Source organism: Jeongeupia naejangsanensis (assembly GCF_016865585.1).
In the GTDB taxonomy this organism is placed as follows: Bacteria; Pseudomonadota; Gammaproteobacteria; order Burkholderiales; family Chitinibacteraceae; genus Jeongeupia; species Jeongeupia naejangsanensis.
Genome location: NZ_JAESND010000001.1, coordinates 706,347 through 724,537, shown reverse-complemented (window position 1 = coordinate 724,537; position 18,191 = coordinate 706,347). Strand labels below are relative to the sequence as shown.

Annotated in this window: 8 protein-coding genes; all 8 read left to right on the top strand. The window is 61.4% G+C overall.

Annotated features, from left to right (window positions below; all coding sequences use genetic code 11):
• The first annotated feature begins 340 nt into the window (after positions 1 to 340).
• The 8 genes from mxcK (at position 341) to JMJ54_RS03445 (ending at position 18,088) form a co-directional block, all read left to right on the top strand.
• Entirely contained in the window at positions 341 to 1,552 is a 1,212-nt protein-coding gene (gene mxcK, locus JMJ54_RS03480) for a myxochelin export MFS transporter MxcK (RefSeq protein WP_203536545.1), read from the top strand.
• Positions 1,553 to 1,603: 51 nt separating this feature from the next.
• Complete coding sequence (mxcL, locus tag JMJ54_RS03475) at positions 1,604 to 2,884, top strand: myxochelin B biosynthesis transaminase MxcL (protein ID WP_203536544.1); 1,281 nt, start codon at positions 1,604 to 1,606, stop codon at positions 2,882 to 2,884.
• Between the two features lie 645 nt (positions 2,885 to 3,529).
• The gene (locus tag JMJ54_RS03470) at positions 3,530 to 5,302 is read left to right on the top strand and encodes a ShlB/FhaC/HecB family hemolysin secretion/activation protein (RefSeq protein ID WP_203536543.1); all 1,773 of its coding nucleotides are present in this window, start codon (positions 3,530 to 3,532) and stop codon (positions 5,300 to 5,302) included.
• A 48-nt stretch (positions 5,303 to 5,350) separates the two neighbouring features.
• Positions 5,351 to 6,031: a CsgG/HfaB family protein gene (locus tag JMJ54_RS03465; RefSeq protein WP_203536542.1), complete on the top strand. Its 681-nt coding sequence runs from the start codon at positions 5,351 to 5,353 to the stop codon at positions 6,029 to 6,031.
• A 23-nt stretch (positions 6,032 to 6,054) separates the two neighbouring features.
• Positions 6,055 to 6,402, top strand: coding sequence for a DUF4810 domain-containing protein (locus tag JMJ54_RS03460; RefSeq protein ID WP_203536541.1), 348 nt, complete (start codon positions 6,055 to 6,057; stop codon positions 6,400 to 6,402).
• A gap of 13 nt (positions 6,403 to 6,415) precedes the next feature.
• Positions 6,416 to 7,078 (top strand): DUF799 domain-containing protein, encoded by a 663-nt coding sequence (locus JMJ54_RS03455; RefSeq protein WP_203536540.1) that lies wholly within the window; start codon positions 6,416 to 6,418, stop codon positions 7,076 to 7,078.
• Between the two features lie 160 nt (positions 7,079 to 7,238).
• Complete coding sequence (locus tag JMJ54_RS03450; protein WP_203536539.1) at positions 7,239 to 17,675, top strand: two-partner secretion domain-containing protein; 10,437 nt, start codon at positions 7,239 to 7,241, stop codon at positions 17,673 to 17,675.
• A complete protein-coding gene (locus JMJ54_RS03445) occupies positions 17,672 to 18,088 on the top strand; it encodes a DUF596 domain-containing protein (RefSeq protein ID WP_203536538.1) in 417 nt (138 codons plus the stop codon). Before JMJ54_RS03450 ends, JMJ54_RS03445 begins: the two co-directional genes overlap by 4 nt.
• Positions 18,089 to 18,191 lie beyond the last annotated feature (103 nt).

Sequence of the window (18,191 nt, the reverse complement as noted above, 5' to 3'; positions counted from 1 at the left end):
GGGACGGGGCCGGATGGCCCGGACGCCGGCGGTTTTGCACACTGGGCTCCCGGTGTTGCTCAGGGGACTTGCGATCTGCTTTTAAATGATAATGAAAATCATTATTGGTGTAGTATCCGACCGGCATAACGATGCCCGAAAAACTTGCTTGGGACTTTTGTCGTACGGAATTTTTCGTTTGAGAAACGCAATTGATTCGCATTTGCAGCTTTTTATCGGCCCCGGATCACTGCATGCTGATTGGGTCGCCGGTGCATTGGCTGTGCACGTTCCGCCTGCCATCGCTTGATGACCAGATTCACCCACCGGATCCCCTGATCCGCTACACCAGGAATACCCGATGTCCTTGCTCGAACCCCGGCAGGAAAAGCAGTTGCTGTGGTTGCTGGCTGCGCTGCAGTTCAGCCATATCCTCGATTTCATGATCCTGATGCCGCTGGCGCCGGAGCTGATGCCGGCGTTCGGCATCGACGCCGGCCAGTTCGGCCTGCTGGTGTCCGCCTATACCTTTGCGTCGGCACTGATGGGGGTGCTCGGCTCGTTCTGGCTCGACCGTTTCGATCGCAAGCCGACCCTGCTGCTGCTGTACGCCGGCTTCATCGGCGCGACCGTGGCCTGCGCGCTGGCGCCCGACTACCGCTGGCTGATGGCCGCCCGCTTCGTCGCCGGCGGCTGCGCCGGACTGATGGGGGCGGTGGTGATGACCATCGTCGCCGATGTGATTCCGCCGCAACGTCGCGGTCAGGCCATCGGTACGGTGATGTCGGCCTTCGGCATCTGCGCCGTTGCCGGTGTGCCGGTCGGGCTGGCACTGGCGGCAATGGGCGGCTGGCGCATGCCGTTCTGGGGCGTGGCGGCGCTGGCCGCTGTGTTCTGGGTGTTGCTGGCGTGGTGCCTGCCGGCGATCAAGGGGCATCTGAACGGCGAAGCGCCGCGGAGCGGCCTTGGCGAAATCTGGCGCATGCCGGGCCTGCCGCTGGGCTGGCTGCTGACGTTCACCGTGGTGTTCGCCAGCTTCCTGCTGATTCCCTATCTCGGCGCGTATCTGGTCGGCAACGTCGGCATCGCCTTCGATACCTTGCCATGGCTGTACTGCGCGGCCGGCGCGGCGACGCTGTATGCGATGCCCCGCATCGGCAAGCTGGTCGACCGTTTCGGCAAGGCGCAAGTGCTCGTCGGTCTGGTGCTGGCCAGCATGGTACCGCACCTGATTTTCAGCCATCTGCCGCCGTCGCCGCTGTGGCTGGTCCTGCCGGTCTTCATCGCCTTCATGGTACTGACCTCCGGGCGGGCGATTCCGGCCATGGCGCTGCTGACCGGGATGGTGCCGCCGCACCTGCGCGGCCGCTACCTCGCGGTCAATATCGCCGCCAGTGACGGTGCATCGGGCCTCGGCGCCTGGGTGGCCGGCCACATGATCGTCGTTTCACCCGCCGGTGCGCTGCAAGGCTTCGGCACCGTCGGCTGGCTGGCTGCGGCGAGCAGTCTGGCTGCGCTCTGTCTGCTCTGGCTGCTGGTCCGCGTTCGCCGCCTTGTCGCGGTGGCCGCGTGATTGCAGTGATTTCATCCCTCCCCCATTTCAAGTAAACGCCAAGGAAAACTCATGGAAACCGTTGCCAGTAAGCCCACGACCCTGCCGCGCGCCATTACCGGCCCGCTGAACATCGAGCGTTCGATGCAGATGCTTGAAGCCGCGCGCAAGCTCATCCCGGGCGTGACCCAGTCGATGATGAAGCGCCCGGAAATGTTCGCCCTCGGCGAATTCCCGGTTTACCTCGCCGGTGGTCAGGGCGCGCTGGTCGACGACGTCGACGGCAACCAGTACCTCGACATGATCTGCGGCCTGGCCGCCAACACGCTGGGCCACAACCACCCGGCGGTGGTCGGCGCGATCCAGTCGCATCTGGCCAAGGGTGTGCTGCACTCGCTGCCGACCGAAGTCGAAATCAGTGCGACGCTGGCGCTGGTCGAGATCATTCCGAACGCCGAAATGGCCCGCTTCTTCAAGACCGGTGCCGACGCGACCTCGGCTGCTGTTCGCCTGTCGCGCCACATTACCGGTCGGGAACACATCATCACCGTCGGCTACAACGGCTGGCATGATCATTTCCAGTTCGACACCCCGGGCGTGCCCAAGGCAGTGGCCGACAACACCACGCGCATGCCGCTGTTCACGCCGCCGGACGAGCCGGCGCTGCTGGCGAAGATTGCCGAACTCGGTGACAAGCTGGCGTGCGTGCTGCTGTCGGTGCCGTACAACCGCGTGCTGAGCCGCGAGTTCGTTCAGGAAGTCCGCGCCGCGTGCACGGCCAACGGCACGCTGTTCATCCTCGACGAAGTCGTGACCGGCTTCCGTCTGGCACTGGGCGGCGCGCAGGAATTCTTCGGCGTCGATGCCGACATGGTCTGCCTGTCCAAGGGCATTGCCGCCGGTATGCCGCTGTCGGCGATCGCCGGCCCGGAGCGTCACCTGCGCCGCCTTGACGAACTGCAGGTCTCGACGACCTTCGGTGGTGAAGTGCTGTCGCTGGCGGTCTGCGAAGCCGTGATCGGCGTCTACCGCGAAACCGATTACGTGGCCCGCATCGCCGAACTGGGCCGTCGCCTCCGTGCCGGTGTCAACGCTGCTGCCGAAGCCGCCGGCGCGCCGCTGCGCATCTACGGTTACGATCCGATCCCGCTGTTCCTGATGGCCAAGGATCCGGCCGAGCACGTCAAGCTGATGCAGCCGTTCCAGGCCGCCATGGCCCGCCGTGGCGTGCTGCTGCGCCGCGACGTCAACTTCATCTGCGGCGCGCACACCGAAGAGCAGATCGACTTCGTCATCGCCGCTGTCGCAGATGCGCTGCGCGAACTGCAGCAGAAGGGCGTGTTCTCCAGCTGAGCAATACCGTTTCACGTTTGAGCGATCTTCACGGGGCCCGAAAGGGCCCCTTTTTCATGGCCGCGACCGCGCAACACGCATTCGCCGGCTTGTCGGGAACGCAGGGGCCATACCCGGATCATGCCAGCCGGGCGGCGCGGGCGATGCTCATCGTCCTGACGGACTACGGATTCGGGACCGGACAAGCCGCACCGATAACGGGATCGCCCCGTTTTTGTTTGCTGACGACCTTTTCCAAGCCGGGTCAGCTTTTCTCTACTTGGTTCTTGCCGTTGAAAGGAGGCGGGTAGCCCGGCGGGGTGGTGTGTACCGTATACATCATCAGCCTGACGGATTTCGGGAGCGGTTGATGTCGCCCGATTCAGATGCTTTCTTGCGCATGGCGTTAGGTCTGAATGCGCGGACACCGTGCTGTAGGGTGTTTTTGATGCCATTAGCATCTTTTTGCGAAAAAGCAACTAGAAAGTGTGTAAGTTTTATTAAGATGTTCGGACAGATGGTAGTATTTTTCTTACTGAACGACTTGTTGTTATCTGTCTGACTGGGTTAAGTGATTTCTTACGTATTTACTTGGCACAGTGTGATCGGCGGAGTAATGAGCCGGCAGTGTTTGATGTCTTCTAGAGCTGAAGCGCTGTGAATTTCGTGCGGGAAAAAAGTCTTCGTGGTGGCGTGGCCGGTGGGCGGCCGGGGCTGCTGAAAAACGCGGCGTATTTGCTGGCTTTCATGGTGGTTACGCATTCGGCATATGCACTGCCGTCCGGCGACGAGCAGATCATCCGCCAGCAACAGCGCCAGCAGGAGCAGGAGCGTCAGGACCGGCTCAACGAGCCTAGGGTTGCGCTGCCAGTGCCGGAAGCCGTTTCGGCCGATGAAAAGCTGCCGGTTGAGTCGACGTGTTTCGTGGTCAACCAAGTGACGCTGACCATCCCGCTGCATGCGCTGGAGACGCTGCACCTCGCCGATGCCGGGCGTTTGCTGAACGGTGAATTTCATTGGCTTTCGCCGATGGCGAAACGCTTTGCCGGGCGTTGTGTTGGTGCCAAGGGCGTTGAATTCATCGCCAAACAGCTGACGCAGCAGTTGCTTGATCACGGCTACATCACCAGTCGCGTACTGGTGCCGGAGCAGGATCTGTCGGGTGGCCGGCTGGCGCTGACGGTGATGCCGGGCTGGATCGGCGAAATCCGCTTTGCCGATCCGTCGCTATACGGTACTTGGCGGAGTGCGTTTCCGACCGAACGCGGTCAGCTGTTGAACCTGAGGGACCTGGAGCAGGGACTGGAGCAGATGAAGCGCGTACCCAGCCAGGATGTGGACATGCAGATCGTACCCGGCAAACTGGCCGGCGAGAGCGATGTGGTGATCGCCATCAAGCGCGGCAAGTTCTGGAAGGTCGTGGCGACCCTGGACGACACCGGATCTCGTTCGACCGGCAAGTACCAGGCGGGTGTGTCGCTGGCGCTGGACAACCCGCTGGGCCTGAACGACCTGCTCAACATCGGTTATACGCATGACGCCGACTTCAATCGCGGCGGCTTGGGGTCGCTGGGCAAGAGTCTGTATTACTCGGTGCCGTGGGGGTACTGGACGCTGACCGCGACCGCCAACGAATCGCGTTACCACCAGACGATTGCCGGTGTTGCACAGGATTTCGTATCCAGCGGCGTCTCCGACAACATGGCGCTCCGCATCAACCGGCTGGTGTACCGCGATCAGTCGACACAGTTCTCGATTCAGGCGCAGACCGGAAAACGGATCACGCACAGCTTCATCGACGATACCGAAATCGAAGTCCAGCGCCGTGCCAACAGCTTTGCGGAGCTGGGGTTCAATTACCGGAGATTCTGGGACCAGATCCAGCTGGATCTGACCGCGGCCTATCGCAAAGGCGTGCCGTGGTTTGGCGCGATGCAGGATTTCCCGACCGAAAGCGAAAAGGTGCCGACGTTCTATTACCAGCTGCAAAGCCTGGATGCGACGCTGGTTGCGCCATTCCGGATTGGCGAAATGCCCTTGCGCTACACCGGCACGCTGCACGGACAGACAACGCGGGACACGCTGTATTTCACCGAGGACCTATCGATCGGCAGCCGCTTTACCGTGCGCGGTTTCGACGGCGAAAACAGCCTGACTGCCGAGAAGGGCTTCTACTGGCGCAACGAGGTCGATACGCCATTGTGGAATACCGGCCAGTCGGTCTATGTCGGCGTCGACTATGGCCAGGTTTACGGCCCCAATGCCGTCAACCTGCCGGGGACCAGACTGGCTGGGGCCGTGCTCGGCCTGCGGGGGGGCTATGGCAGTCCGGCGGGCAGCGTGAGTTACGACGTCTTCATCGGCTGGCCGCTTTATCACCCGGAAGGGTTTGGCGACGGCAAGCCGACGACGGGCTTTCAGCTTGTATATCAATACTGATTCATGCGCCCGTGCGCACGGATTGATGGCTTCAATCAGGAGTTGAAAATGAACAAGTTCAAACCGGTTCTGCTGGCCCTGGTCGCGATTGCGGCGGCATCGCTGTCCGGATGCGCCACCGAGAGCTCGACCACGCTGGCGGTCAAGAAGGTCGACAGCGCGAGCCGGCCGTATACCGGCGTTCGCACGCCGGTGGCGGTGGGGCAGTTCGACAACCGTTCGGCCTATATGCGCGGCATTTTCTCGGATGGAGTGGACCGTCTGGGCGGACAGGCGAAAACGATCCTGATCACGCATTTGCAGCAGACCAATCGCTTCAATGTGCTTGATCGCGACAACATGAAAGAGCTGCAGCAGGAAGCCTCGATCAAGAAACAGGCGCAAAAGCTCAAGGGCGCGGACTTCATCATTACCGGTGACGTGACCGAATTCGGCCGCAAGGAAGTGGGCGACCAGCAGCTGTTCGGCATCCTCGGGCGCGGCAAGTCGCAAATTGCCTATGCCAAGGTCAGCCTGAATGTCGTCAGTATCGCCACGTCCGAAGTGGTGTATTCGAGCCAGGGCGCCGGTGAATACAGCCTGTCCAATCGCGAGGTCGTGGGTTTTGGCGGCACGGCCAGCTACGACTCGACGCTGAACGGCAAGGTGCTTGATCTGGCCATGCGCGAGGCGGTCAACAATCTGGTATCGGCCGTCGAATCGGGTGCCTGGAATCCGGCCAAGCAATAATTCAAAACGAAAAGAGAAAAATCATGTTGAGGCAATGTGCACTGCCGGCGGCCCTGCTGGCCGGCGTCCTTCTTTCCGGCTGCAACACCGCGCCGAAGACGCTCTATCAATGGGGCGGTTATCAGCAACAGGTCTACAAGCATTTCCAGGGGCAGGCGCCTGAAACGCAGATTGCGGCACTGGAAGAAAGCTTCCAGAAAATTCGCGCCAATGGCGCAATGCCGCCGCCGGGCTATCACGCTCACCTCGGCATGCTGTATTCGGAAATCGGCAAGGGCGATCAGGCCGTACAGCAATTCAATACCGAAAAGGCGCTTTTCCCCGAGTCCGTGGCCTACATGGATTTCCTGTTGAAAAACTACAAGCAATAAGGCAGGCAAGACAATGAAAGCACTATTGAAATTGGCGGCATGCCTGTCGGTGGTATTGCTGGTTGCCGGATGTGCCACGCCGAAACGGGCTGCGCAGGATTACACCGCGTTCAAGCAGAGCAAGCCACGGTCGATTCTGGTATTGCCGCCGCTGAACGAATCGCCCGATGTGGCGGCAAGTTACGGCATGCTGTCGCAAATGACGTTTCCGCTGGCCGAAGCGGGTTATTACGTCCTGCCGGTCGCGCTGGTCAACGAGACCTTCAAGCAGAACGGCCTGAGCCTGCCTGCGGAAATGCACGATGCTTCGCCCGCCAAGCTGAAGGACATTTTCGGCGCGGATGCGGCCCTGTACGTCACGGTCACGAAGTACGGCACCAGCTATGTGGTGCTGGACAGCATCACGACCGTGGCGGCCAAAGCCAGACTGGTCGACCTGCGTACCGGGGACGTGCTGTGGACCGGTTCGGCATCGGCGGCCAGCAACGAGCAGAGCAACAATGCTTCGAACGGCTTGCTGGGCATGCTGATTACCGCTGCGATCAAACAGATTGCGAACAATGTGACCGATGCGACGTTCCCGATTGCCGGCTTGGCCAGCGTACGCATGCTGTCCGCCGGTGGCCCGAACGGTCTGCTGTACGGGCCGCATTCACCGAAATACGGCACCGACTGAACATAGCTCGTGAATACGGAAGGGCCAGCCGTGTTGTGTGGGCGGATTGGCCTTTCCGTACCCCGGCTAGATACCCCTGTAGCGAATACATGGCCACGGCAAGTGGCTGTGAACACGTGCGACCGACCGGTCGGCGCGCGCATTGCACTGGATTGCAGAAATGAAGAAAGACACGTCGAAAATCATGGATCAGTATCGCAACTCCTTGTCCGAGGCTGATTCGATTGCATTGGCGACCGGTATTCCGGGAGCGCCGTCAATGTTGCGTCGTGTTGTTCTGTCATTCACGCTGTTCTGTCTTGCTTCACAGCCTGTTCTGGCCGCCGGGCCGATCGTGGCCGATGGCAATGCCGCACCCGGACAGCGTCCGACGGTACAAACCACGGCCAATGGTTTGCCGATCGTCAATATCGCCGCACCGAATGGTGCGGGTGTATCGCACAACAAATACGACCAGTTCAATGTCGAGGCCAAGGGCGCCATTCTCAACAATGCCCAGGGGCTGACGCAGACCCAGCTGGGCGGCTATGTCGACGGCAATGCCAATCTGGCTGGCGGTGCGGCAAGAACCATCCTCAACGAGGTGACGTCCGGCAATCCGAGTGCATTGCGCGGCTATCTCGAAGTCGCCGGGCAGCGCGCCAACGTCATCGTCGCCAACCCCAATGGCATTACCTGTGACGGTTGCGGTTTCATCAACAGCAACCGGGCGACACTGACGACCGGTATGCCGGTATTCGGCGGTAGCGGCAGCCTCGACGCCTTCCGGGTGACTTCGGGGTTGATCACGGTGGGCGGCGCCGGTTTCAACGGCAACAATCTCGATCAGGTCGACCTGATTGCACGTGCGGTCCAGATCAATGCCGGTGTATACGCCAGGCAACTGAACGTGATTGCCGGCGCCAATCGCATCAACTATGCCGACATGGCAGTCCAGGCCCTCGCAGCGGATGCCAATGCCCCCGGCGTGTCCATCGACGTTGCCCAACTGGGCGGCATGTATGCCGACAAGATCCGCCTTGTCGGTACCGAGGCCGGTGTTGGCGTCAACTCGGCCGGTACGCTTGCGGCCAATCAGGATCTGCAGATCGACAGCGCGGGCAGGTTGACGCTTGGCGGCAAGACCAATGCCGCGACGGTGGCCGTGAACGCCCAGCGCGATGTGGTCAACAGCGGGCAACTCTATGCGACGCAGGGCCTGAACGTGGCCGTTGCGGGTGCGTTGACCAACACCGGTGTGCTGGCCAGCGGGCAGAACCTGACGGCGCAGGTCGGCAGCCTGACCCAGCAAGGTACGCTGGCGGCCGGGCTCTCGGCCGAAGGCCAGTTGCAGGGGGCAGGCGCGCTGGTCGTGAACAGCAGCGGTACGGTCAGGCTGGCCGGGCAGACCGTCTCCGCCGGAAATATGGCCGTGCAGGCCGCTGCGGTCGATGCCAGCGGCGGAACCTTGCAAAGTGCGGCCGCGCTGGACGTGCGCGCCACGCAAGGCGACCTGAAGTTCGACAATGCCACCGTGTCTGCGGCCGGTGGGCTGAATGCGAATGCGGGCGGAACCCTCGGCACCCGCGCCGCCACGCTGTCGGCGCAGCAGATCGCGCTGGCCGGCCAGAATGTCGACAACAGCGGCGGCAAGCTGATCCAGACCGGTGCCGGCACGATGCAGATCACCGCCGCGAACACCCTGACCAATCAGGGCGGGCTGATCGGCAGCGCCGGTACCTTGCAGCTGAATGCGGCCAGGATCGACAACAGCCAGCAGGGCCAGCTGCAGGCCGACCGCCTTGCACTGACCGTGGGCCAGTTGAACAACCAGTCCGGCAGCATCCGCCAGATGGGTACGCAGAACGGCAGCTTTGCGATCAGCGGGGTGCTGGACAATCGCAACGGCAGCATCGCAACCAACGCGACCGACCTGAGTCTGGCGGCTGGTCAGATCAACAACGCCGGTGGCCAGATCGTACTGGCGGGCAACGGGCAACTGAGCCTTGCCGGTCCGATCGACAATAGCGGCGGCAAGCTGACCAGCAATGGTGCCACGCGCATCGACGCCACCACGCTGGTCAACAACGGCGGGCAGATTTCGGCGCAACACCAGCTGGTGGTCGGCTCGCAAACGCTCTCGAACCGGTCCGGCACGCTGATTGCCGGCGATGCACTGCGCATCGACAACGCCGGCCTGCTGGATGCAAGCGACGGGGCCATCGAGGCCGGCAACGGATTGACCCTGAACAGCGGCACGCTGACCAACAACGGCAAGGGCCGGATTGCGGTGCTGGCCGGCGATGGCACGGTCAGTGCCGATGTGGTGAACAACCAGGGAACGCTGGGCGGGAATGGCAAGCTGCAGGTCAATGCGGGACAGCTGAACAACAGCGGTACGTTGACCGGCGTACAGGCGTTGGGCATCAAGGCGGACCGTTTCGAAAACAGCGGCAAGACCGCGACTGCCGGTGCGTTGACGCTGAATGCACTGGATACCAGCAACGGCGGGGTCGTACAGGGCGAGCAAGTCGTCATCAACGGCGCGTCGCTGACGAATGCGGGTGGCCAACTGGTTCAGACCGGCAGTACCGCCAGCAACTGGATGCTGAGCGGTCTGGTGGACAACCGGGGCGGTGTGATCAGCAGTGCCGCGCAAAGTCAGGGGCTGAGTTCGGGGCAGCTCGACAACACCGACGGGCAGATCGGCTTGACCGGCAACGGCCAGATGCGGATTTCGGGCGCGACGGTCAACAACACCCGGGGACGGCTGATTCAATCCGGCGCCGGCAGCCTCGAGGTCACGGCAAACACCGACGTGGTGAACCAGGGCGGGCTGATCGCCAGCGCGGGCCAGCTTCAGGTGCAGGGCGCCACGCTCGACAACAGTCAGCAGGGCCAGTTGCAGGCCGACCGCTTTGCACTGACGGTGGGCCAGTGGAACAACCAGTCCGGCACCCTGCGCCAGACCGGTGTGCAGAACGGCAGCTTTGCAATCAGCGGCCTGCTCGACAACCGCAACGGCAGCATTGGCAGCAATGCCGCCGATCTGAGCCTCGCTGCGAGCCAGATCAACAATGCCGGCGGCCAGATTGCGCTGGCCGGCACCGGCAAACTGAGCATTTCCGGTCCGCTCGACAACAACGGCGGCAAGCTGGTCAGCAATGGCGATGTCGCGGTTAATGCCGCGACGTTGAACAACGTGGGCGGGCAGATCGTGGCGCAGCGGCAGCTGCAGGTCACTACGCAATCGATCAACAACCGCGCCGGTTCCCTGGCCTCGGGCGATGCGCTGGCCATCACCAACGACGGCGCGCTGGATTCAACCGACGGCAATATCGAAGCCGGCAACAGGCTGACACTGAACACCGGCAGCCTCAACAACGGCGGCCGTGTGGTGGCCGTGGCCGGCAACGCCACCGTGACCGCGACGGGCAACATCATCAATACCGGCACGCTGGGCGCGAATGGCCAGCTGCAGTTGAACGGCAAGCAGCTGAACAACAGCGGCACGCTGACCAGCATGCAGGATCTCGGCATTGCGGCCGAAACGCTGAGCAACAGCGGCACCGTGGTCGCGGCCAAGCAGGTCACCTTCAACGCTACGCAAAGCGTCGGCAACAGCGGCACCGTCCAGGCAGAGCGCCTTGCCATCACCACGCCGGCGCTGAGCAACAGCGGTGGCAAATTCATCCAGACTGGCACGATCAACGGGGCCTGGACCATTGCTTCCCTGCTCGACAACCGTAACGGCAGCATCAGCAGTGCTGCGCAAGACCTCGCTTTGCAAAGCGCGCGAATCCTCAACGGTAGCGGCCGTATTGCCCATGCAGGAACCGGATTGCTGTCGCTGAACGGTACGCTCGACAACGCAGCAGGCCAGATCGGTGGCAACGGCGCGATCCGGATATCGACCGATCAGTTCGGCAACGTCGCCGGCAATGTAGCGGCCTATCGCGGGCTGACGGTCACCGCGCAAAACCTGAACAACACCGCCGGTGGCGTACTGACCGCCAGCGACACCGTCGACCTTGGTGTCAGCGGCACGCTCGACAATACCGGTGGCACCGTCGAAGGCGGCAACGGCCTGAGCGCGAACGCGGCCACATTGAACAACGGTGCCAATGGCCGCCTGGTCGCGGTGAACGGGGACAGCCGCATCAGCGCCGGCAGCCAGTTGAACAACGCGGGGCTGATCGGCGGCAACGGCAATGTCACAGTAACCGCGCCGCAACTGAACAACACCGGCACGATCAGCGCGGGCCAGTTGCTGGACGTCAGCGGCAACGAACTTGGCAACCGGGGGGGGCAGCTGCAGGGGCGTTCCGTTGCAGTCCGGGCCAATGGCAAGCTCGACAACGCGGGCGGCAAGATCGACGCGGCCAACGCCCTGTCGGCGACTGCCGCAACCATCGATAACGCGGGCGGCCGTATCGGCAATAGCGGTGGCGCGCAAACCACGGTGAGCGCAGGCGCAGGCCTGAACAACAGCAATGGCCTGATCGGTGGCAACGGCAATACCCAGATCAGCGCTGCAACCCTGACCAATACCAGTGGCACCCTGACCAGTGGCGCCGATCTTGGTGTAACCGCAACCACCCAGCTGAACAACGGCGGCGGCACCCTGTTCGCGGTCGGCAATACCAGCGTGAGTACGCCGACATTCAACAACGCCGGCGGCGTGCTGAACGGCCGTGGCGATGCCAGCATCAGCGCCGGCCAAACCGACAACAGTGGCGGCCGGATCGCGACCAACCGCAACATCACGCTGACCAGCGCCGGCTTTTACGGCTTGGGCAACATCAACGCCGGCAACGACCTGACGCTGAACCTGCAGGGTGACATCAATCTCGTCGCCGGCATGGGCTGGACCGCGAACCACGACCTGACGCTGAACACCAACGGCAACATCGACAACCGGACGCGCTTTGGCGCGGTAGGCACGCTCAGTCTCAACGGCGCCAATGTCTACAACCGGGCCGGGGCCGAACTCTCGGGCAATGACGGCCTGCGCATTTCGACGGGCTACCTGCAAAACGACGGCACGCTGTTCGGTGACCGTGTCGAGCTCGGCGCCGGCAGCATCCTCAACCGCAACGCCATCTTCGGCGGCGACGTGACATTGCGCGCCGGCGGCATCGCCAACACTGGCAACGGCAATCCGGACAGTAGCATCATTGCCGCGGGCCGAAACCTCAATCTGTACACCAACGACCTGACCAACACCGCCGGCGGTGATCTGTACAGCCTCGGCAACCTGAACATCGCCGCGCAGGACGGCGTCGGCAACGCGTGGCGCGTGCTGAACCAGTCGTCGACGATCCAGGGTGATGGGAGTGTCAGCATCCGCGCCGGCGAACTGCGTAACCAGTGGGATTCGATTGCTTACTCGGAAAGCACGACGTCAACGACGCCCGTCACCAAGCAATCCACAACGGAAACGAAAAAGGACGAAGGGGCCTTTCACAGTACGACGACGACCACCACCACAACAACAACGTTCACCACTACAACGGATGCTGGCGTCACCACGAGCGGTCGCATGGGCAAGATTCTGGCCGGAGGCCAGATGACGCTGGCTGGTGGCAATGTCATCAACGATGCCAGCGTGATAGCAGCAGGCGGCAACGCGAGCGTCGATCAGAATCTGCTGCAGAACGTCGGCTATCAAGCCTATCACCGGGTCACGGAGACCAAATCCGGCACGGTTAGCTCGATCGAAGAATGGTGGGCCGGCGGTAACGGTTCAGGCGGCTCGGGCGGCAACGGGATCAATCCTTCGTCGAGCGCTTTCGGCCCGATTACCACGGTGATCGAAGACGTGCTGTTGCCTGGCATCAGCGCCAGCTTTACCGCCGGGGGGAGTATCAGCGGCAACGCGGGGACCATCCGCAACATCACGACTGGCCTACATACCCCAGCGGTCGTCGGTTCGACGATCAACGCCAATGGTGTCGCCAGATTCGATGCCACGGCGGTCAACGCCGGCGGTGGTCAGGCCGTTGCCATCGCTGCGCCGACTGCGCTGACCGGCCAAGGTCCTACGGCGCAGGGAGCTGTCGGCGGCCAGGCATTGAACCTGCCCAATGTTGGTAGTGACGCCGCCGTCGCGCTGAATGGCCAAGCCACCATGACGCAAGGACGCGTGGTGGGCGTCGGTCTGCGCGGCGACCCGGTCGGTACCGGTTACCAACTGCCGACCAGCGGCCTGTATCGCGTCAACCCGCAACCGGGCCAGAAGTACCTGATCGAAACCGACCCGCGCTTTACCCAGTATGGCCAGTTCATCAGCAGTGATTACATGCTCGGACGTTTGAACATCGACCCGGCTGCGACGCACAAGCGCCTTGGCGATGCGTTCTATGAAAACAAGCTCATCACCGACCAAATCGCCCAACTGACCGGGCGGCGGTTCCTCGATGGCTACACCGACCAGCAAACCGAGTACCGCGCGCTGATGGACGCCGGTGCTGCCTATGCGCAGCAGTTCGGCATCGTGCCGGGGATCAGCCTGAGTGGCGACCAGCTGGCCAGCCTGACGCGCGACATGGTCTGGTTGGAAACGCGCATTGTCGATGGTCAGTCCGTTCTGGTGCCGGTCGTTTATCTCGCCGGCGTCGAGCAGAACGTCATGCAGTCCGGTCAGGCCATGCTGTCTGCCGGCAGCATCGACCTGCGCACCGGCACGCTCACCAACAGTGGCGTGATCCAGAGCCAGACCAGTACCAAAATCGCCGCCACCCAGATCAGCAACCTAGGTGGCAGCATCACCAGTGCCGGCAGCATCGACCTTGCTGCGACGGGCGATTTGCTGAACCAGTCCGGTCTGATCAGCGGCAACGCGGTCAAGCTGGTTGCCGGCAACGACCTGACCAACCTGACCATTGCTGGTATGCAGATGGGCACGATCCAGGCTGGTGACAGCCTGGTCATGGGCGCCGGTCGAGACCTGAGCGTGCTCGGCGGCAAGCTCGATGTCACCGGCGATGCCCGACTGCAGGCCGGTCGCGATCTGAACATCGGGACGGCCAGCGAAACCACGGTGACTGCGGTGTACGGCACCGCCATCGGCAATGGCTGGTACAAGCAGGACGGCGCCAAGGGCACGATTACTGAAACCGTGCATCAGGGCAGCCAGATCAATATCGGTGGCAGCCTGAGCATGACGGCGGCCAACGACGCGACGGTCACCGGCTCGCAGATCAAGGCTGGCGAGAATCTGGCGCTGGTGGCAGGCAACAACGTCACGATCAAGGCTTCGGTCGACACCTCGGATTTGCAACAGGGCTACGATCGCGGCAACAAGAAGCTCAACCACACCGAAACCGGCGAGCAACTGACCGGCAGCAAGCTCAGCGCTGGCGAGAACATCGTCATCGGCGCGGGCCAGGCCGATGGCAAGACCGGCAATCTGAATGTCACCAGCAGCACTGTGCGCAGCGACGAAGGCAAAATCACCCTTGCTGCAACCGGCGACGTCAACATCGGTGCGCAAACGCAAACCGTCACTGAAACGACCGACAGCTACAACAAGTCGAAGGGCTTCCTCGGCAGTTCGGAGGAACGCAAGCACGATTCGGAGACGGTGACGCAGTCGGTTGGCAGCACGATTAGCGGCGACAGCATCAAGATCACCTCGGGCAACAACCTCAGCATTGCCGGCAGCAACGTGGTCGCTACCAACGACATCGCGCTGCAGGCCAAAAACGACATCACGATCACCGCCGTTGCGGATACGCACTCGATCGAACACGTCGACGAAACCCGCAACTCCGGCATGTTCAGCAGCAACAACGGCGTCACATTCGGCAGCCAGAGCATCGCCAACGGCATGGCCCAGAACTCGGTTGTGTTCAAGGGCAGCATGGTGGGCAGCACCGACGGCAACGTCAGCATCACCGCAGGCGGCGATGCCCGCATCATCGGTAGCGAGCTGTTCGCCGGCAAGGATCTGGATCTGTCCGGCCAGAACGTGCTCATCACCGCTGCCGAAAGCAGCGACAGCTTTAGCCAGTGGCAGAAAGTCAGCCAGAGCGGGCTGAGCATCGGCGTGGTCAGCCCGATCCTTGCCGCATTGATGGCCGCGAAGGACAACCTGCAGCAGGCCGGTGAGACCGACGACAGCCGCCTGAAGGCCGTCAAGGTCGCCCAGGCCGGCATGAACGCCTGGCAGGCCTATTCTGCCTCCGATTCGGCGACTGGCTCCGGCGCTGGCAAAGCTCCGGAAGCCAGCGTGCAATTCCGCATCAGCTACGGCGCCAGCCAGAGCGAGAGCGAGTCGCAGGGTAGCACTACGACCAATCAGGGCAGCAAGCTGACTGCCGGTGGCAACCTCAACATCAGCGCCACCGGCAAGGATGGCGAGGCCGGCACCGGCAACCTCAACGTGATCGGCAGCCAGCTCAATGGCAACAATGTCACGCTGTACGCCAACAATGACGTCAACATCGTTAGTGCGGTCGATACCCAGCAGCACACCAGCAGCAACAGCAGCAGCGGCTGGGATGTCGGCGTCGGTTTCAGCGTCGGCCAGACCACCGGCTGGGTGATCTCTGCCAGCGGCTATATGGCACGGGGCGAAACCGCTGGTGATGGCAACACCCATATCCAGAGCAAGGTGGTGGCCGGCGACACACTCACTGTCATCAGCGGGCGCGACACCACCGTCAGCGGCGGCACGCTCAAGGGCAACACGGTGGTCGCCGACGTCGGTCGTGACCTGACGATGACCAGCCAGCAGAACGACGAGCACTACAGCAGCAAACAGGAAAGCGCCAGCGCCGGTGTCTCGTTCACTTTCGGCTATTCGGCGGGCAACGGCACCAGTGCCAACGCCAGCTATAGCCAGAGCACTATCGATAGCGCCTACCGTTCGGTGCAGGAGCAGACCGGCATCTACGCCGGTAGCGGCGGCTTCGATGTCATCGTCGGCAACCACACCCAGCTCAACGGCGCCGTCATCGCCAGCACGGCCGGCAAGGACAAGAACAGCCTGGATACCGGCACGCTGGGTTGGGGCAACCTGCATAACGAGGCTGAATACGACGCCAAGAGCATCAGTATCGGCGTTGGCACTAGTGGCGGCAGCATCACCGGCATGGCGCAGGGCGACAAGTCCAGCGGAGATACAAAGGCCGCTGTCGCCGACGGCAGCATCACCATCCGCAACAAGGACGCGCAACAGCAGGACGTTGCCAGCCTGAGCCGCGATACCGAGAACGCCAACGGCGCCATCGACAAGATATTCAACCTGAAGAAGGTGCAGGACCAGCAGGAAATCGCCGCCGGCATGGCCCAGCTTGCCGCCATTCCGGCCGCGCAAGTGAGCAAATGGATCGGCGACACCTTCAGTGACACCGACCCGGCCAAGTACGCCGCACATGCCGCGCTGGGCGCCGCCTTCGCGGTGCTGACCGGCGGCAACGTCTCTTCCGGCGCGCTCGGCGGCATGCTGGGCGAAGCGCTGCCGCAGCTACTCGCCAATGCCTTTGAAAAGAACGCCGACGGCAGCGTCAAGAACCCGGCACTGTTCAGCGCCGCCACGCAGGTTCTGGCCGCACTGACGGCCTCGGGACTGGGGATGGACGTCGGCACGGCGGGGGCGACGGCGAAGAATGCGGTGGAGAACAACTATCTCAACCATCAGGACAGCACCAACCGCAGCAAAATAGAACGGCAGCTCGCCAAGGGCGACCTGAAGCCCGAGGAGCGCGCCAAGCTCGAAAGCCAGCTTCAGGCCTTGAACTTTAAAGACCTGATGAGTGACGCCGCGCTGTTGAGCGCTTGCCAAGGAGACAAGGCCGCGAGTGAAGGCTGCGGTGCGCAGCGGGAAAAAGCCAAAGCTGCCTTGCAGTCGTTCGCGAGTTATCGGACTTACTCGGAGACGCCGGAGTCGATCTGGTCAGAAGCAGGCCAGGTCAAGGAACTCTTGCAAGCCACGACCAAGGAGGCCCAAGAGGCCGCAAAACTGCAGCAGCTGAAAGCTCAGTTTCTACAGGACTACTGGGGCCTGAGTGAAACAGCAGCCAAGAACACCGTCAAAGCTCTGGAACTGGGCAGCATTACCCTCAATAGCTTGGTGGCTTTGGCCGCCGACGCTAAAATCAACGGTACCAATACGTCGCCTGCGGCGCCGAAAGCAAAGCCCACCATGTCGCCGGTTGATGGGGAAATGGTAGGAAATGCACAAAGTGTTAGCAGTGTGCCCAGTGCCAAGACGAGTACTGGAATTTTGGGTATTGCTGCACAGTGGAAGGACCCAAATGTTAAGGCTAATCAATTTGAAATAAAGATGGAAGGTAAGGTGTATAAAGCGGATTCAAGTATGGATCCTAATGGGGTGCCTGTGTTTAACGGCGCATCAAGTCAGCAAATTAGAGACTTTGCTTGGAACTTGATGCAGTCTATTGGGGCAAAAGATTTTCCTGTGGCGGTAAATCAGGGAGGCGTGACTAGATACACATTTAAGGATCCAGAAACCGGTGCTTCCATTACGTTGCGTGATTTTTCAAGTAGCGCGAATAGTACGGGCGCAAAATGGACGATTGATATAAATAAACATCCTGATTTTTCTACTTCTGGTGGGAAAATCAGTAAGGCTGAGTTGAAATTCAGATGAATGATTTGGCGTTGTCAAATAAAGATATGAAGCTCATGGATAAAGAAATTCCGGAGTTGATTAATGGTGCGTTTGGTATGTCTATGGGGGCTGTGTGGTGCCTTGTTGATGGCGAAAGTTATGAGTGGAGAAAACACGCCTTTCTTTATGTTGTCGGTCGACTTCTTGAAACTGGGGCTGTGAAACTAGGGCGTAAAGGGGTGTTACTAGAAGGAGGCGTCGAAGAACTTCTTGCTTCTATTGAAAATAGCTGGCCACCGGCTGATGAATTTGATGATGATCAGTTTTGTACGGTAGTTCCGTATGAAGTTGAAGGAGTAGAAGGGTTATGTACTCAGTATTGGACTCCTGGTGACTTGGTGTGGGTAAATGAATTTGGTCAACAGGTGTGGTCAACTGATGCAGAAAATTAGGTTTTTGCCATTTTGCTTTGCATGGCTTTTAAATGAATTTTCGCGAGAAAACAACGATACTATTCTCCATCCCCATAGATTTGAATTGGCGCCGTAGCTAACG

Bases quoted from the DNA above. Each gene is read 5' to 3' on its own strand.
- JMJ54_RS03450 (WP_203536539.1), top strand. From the start codon at position 7,239: ATGAAGAAAGACACGTCGAAAATCATGGATCAGTATCGCAACTCCTTG.
- JMJ54_RS03455 (WP_203536540.1), top strand. From the start codon at position 6,416: ATGAAAGCACTATTGAAATTGGCGGCATGCCTGTCGGTGGTATTGCTG.
- JMJ54_RS03445 (WP_203536538.1), top strand. From the start codon at position 17,672: ATGAATGATTTGGCGTTGTCAAATAAAGATATGAAGCTCATGGATAAA.
- mxcK (WP_203536545.1), top strand. From the start codon at position 341: ATGTCCTTGCTCGAACCCCGGCAGGAAAAGCAGTTGCTGTGGTTGCTG.
- mxcL (WP_203536544.1), top strand. From the start codon at position 1,604: ATGGAAACCGTTGCCAGTAAGCCCACGACCCTGCCGCGCGCCATTACC.
- JMJ54_RS03465 (WP_203536542.1), top strand. From the start codon at position 5,351: ATGAACAAGTTCAAACCGGTTCTGCTGGCCCTGGTCGCGATTGCGGCG.
- JMJ54_RS03460 (WP_203536541.1), top strand. From the start codon at position 6,055: ATGTTGAGGCAATGTGCACTGCCGGCGGCCCTGCTGGCCGGCGTCCTT.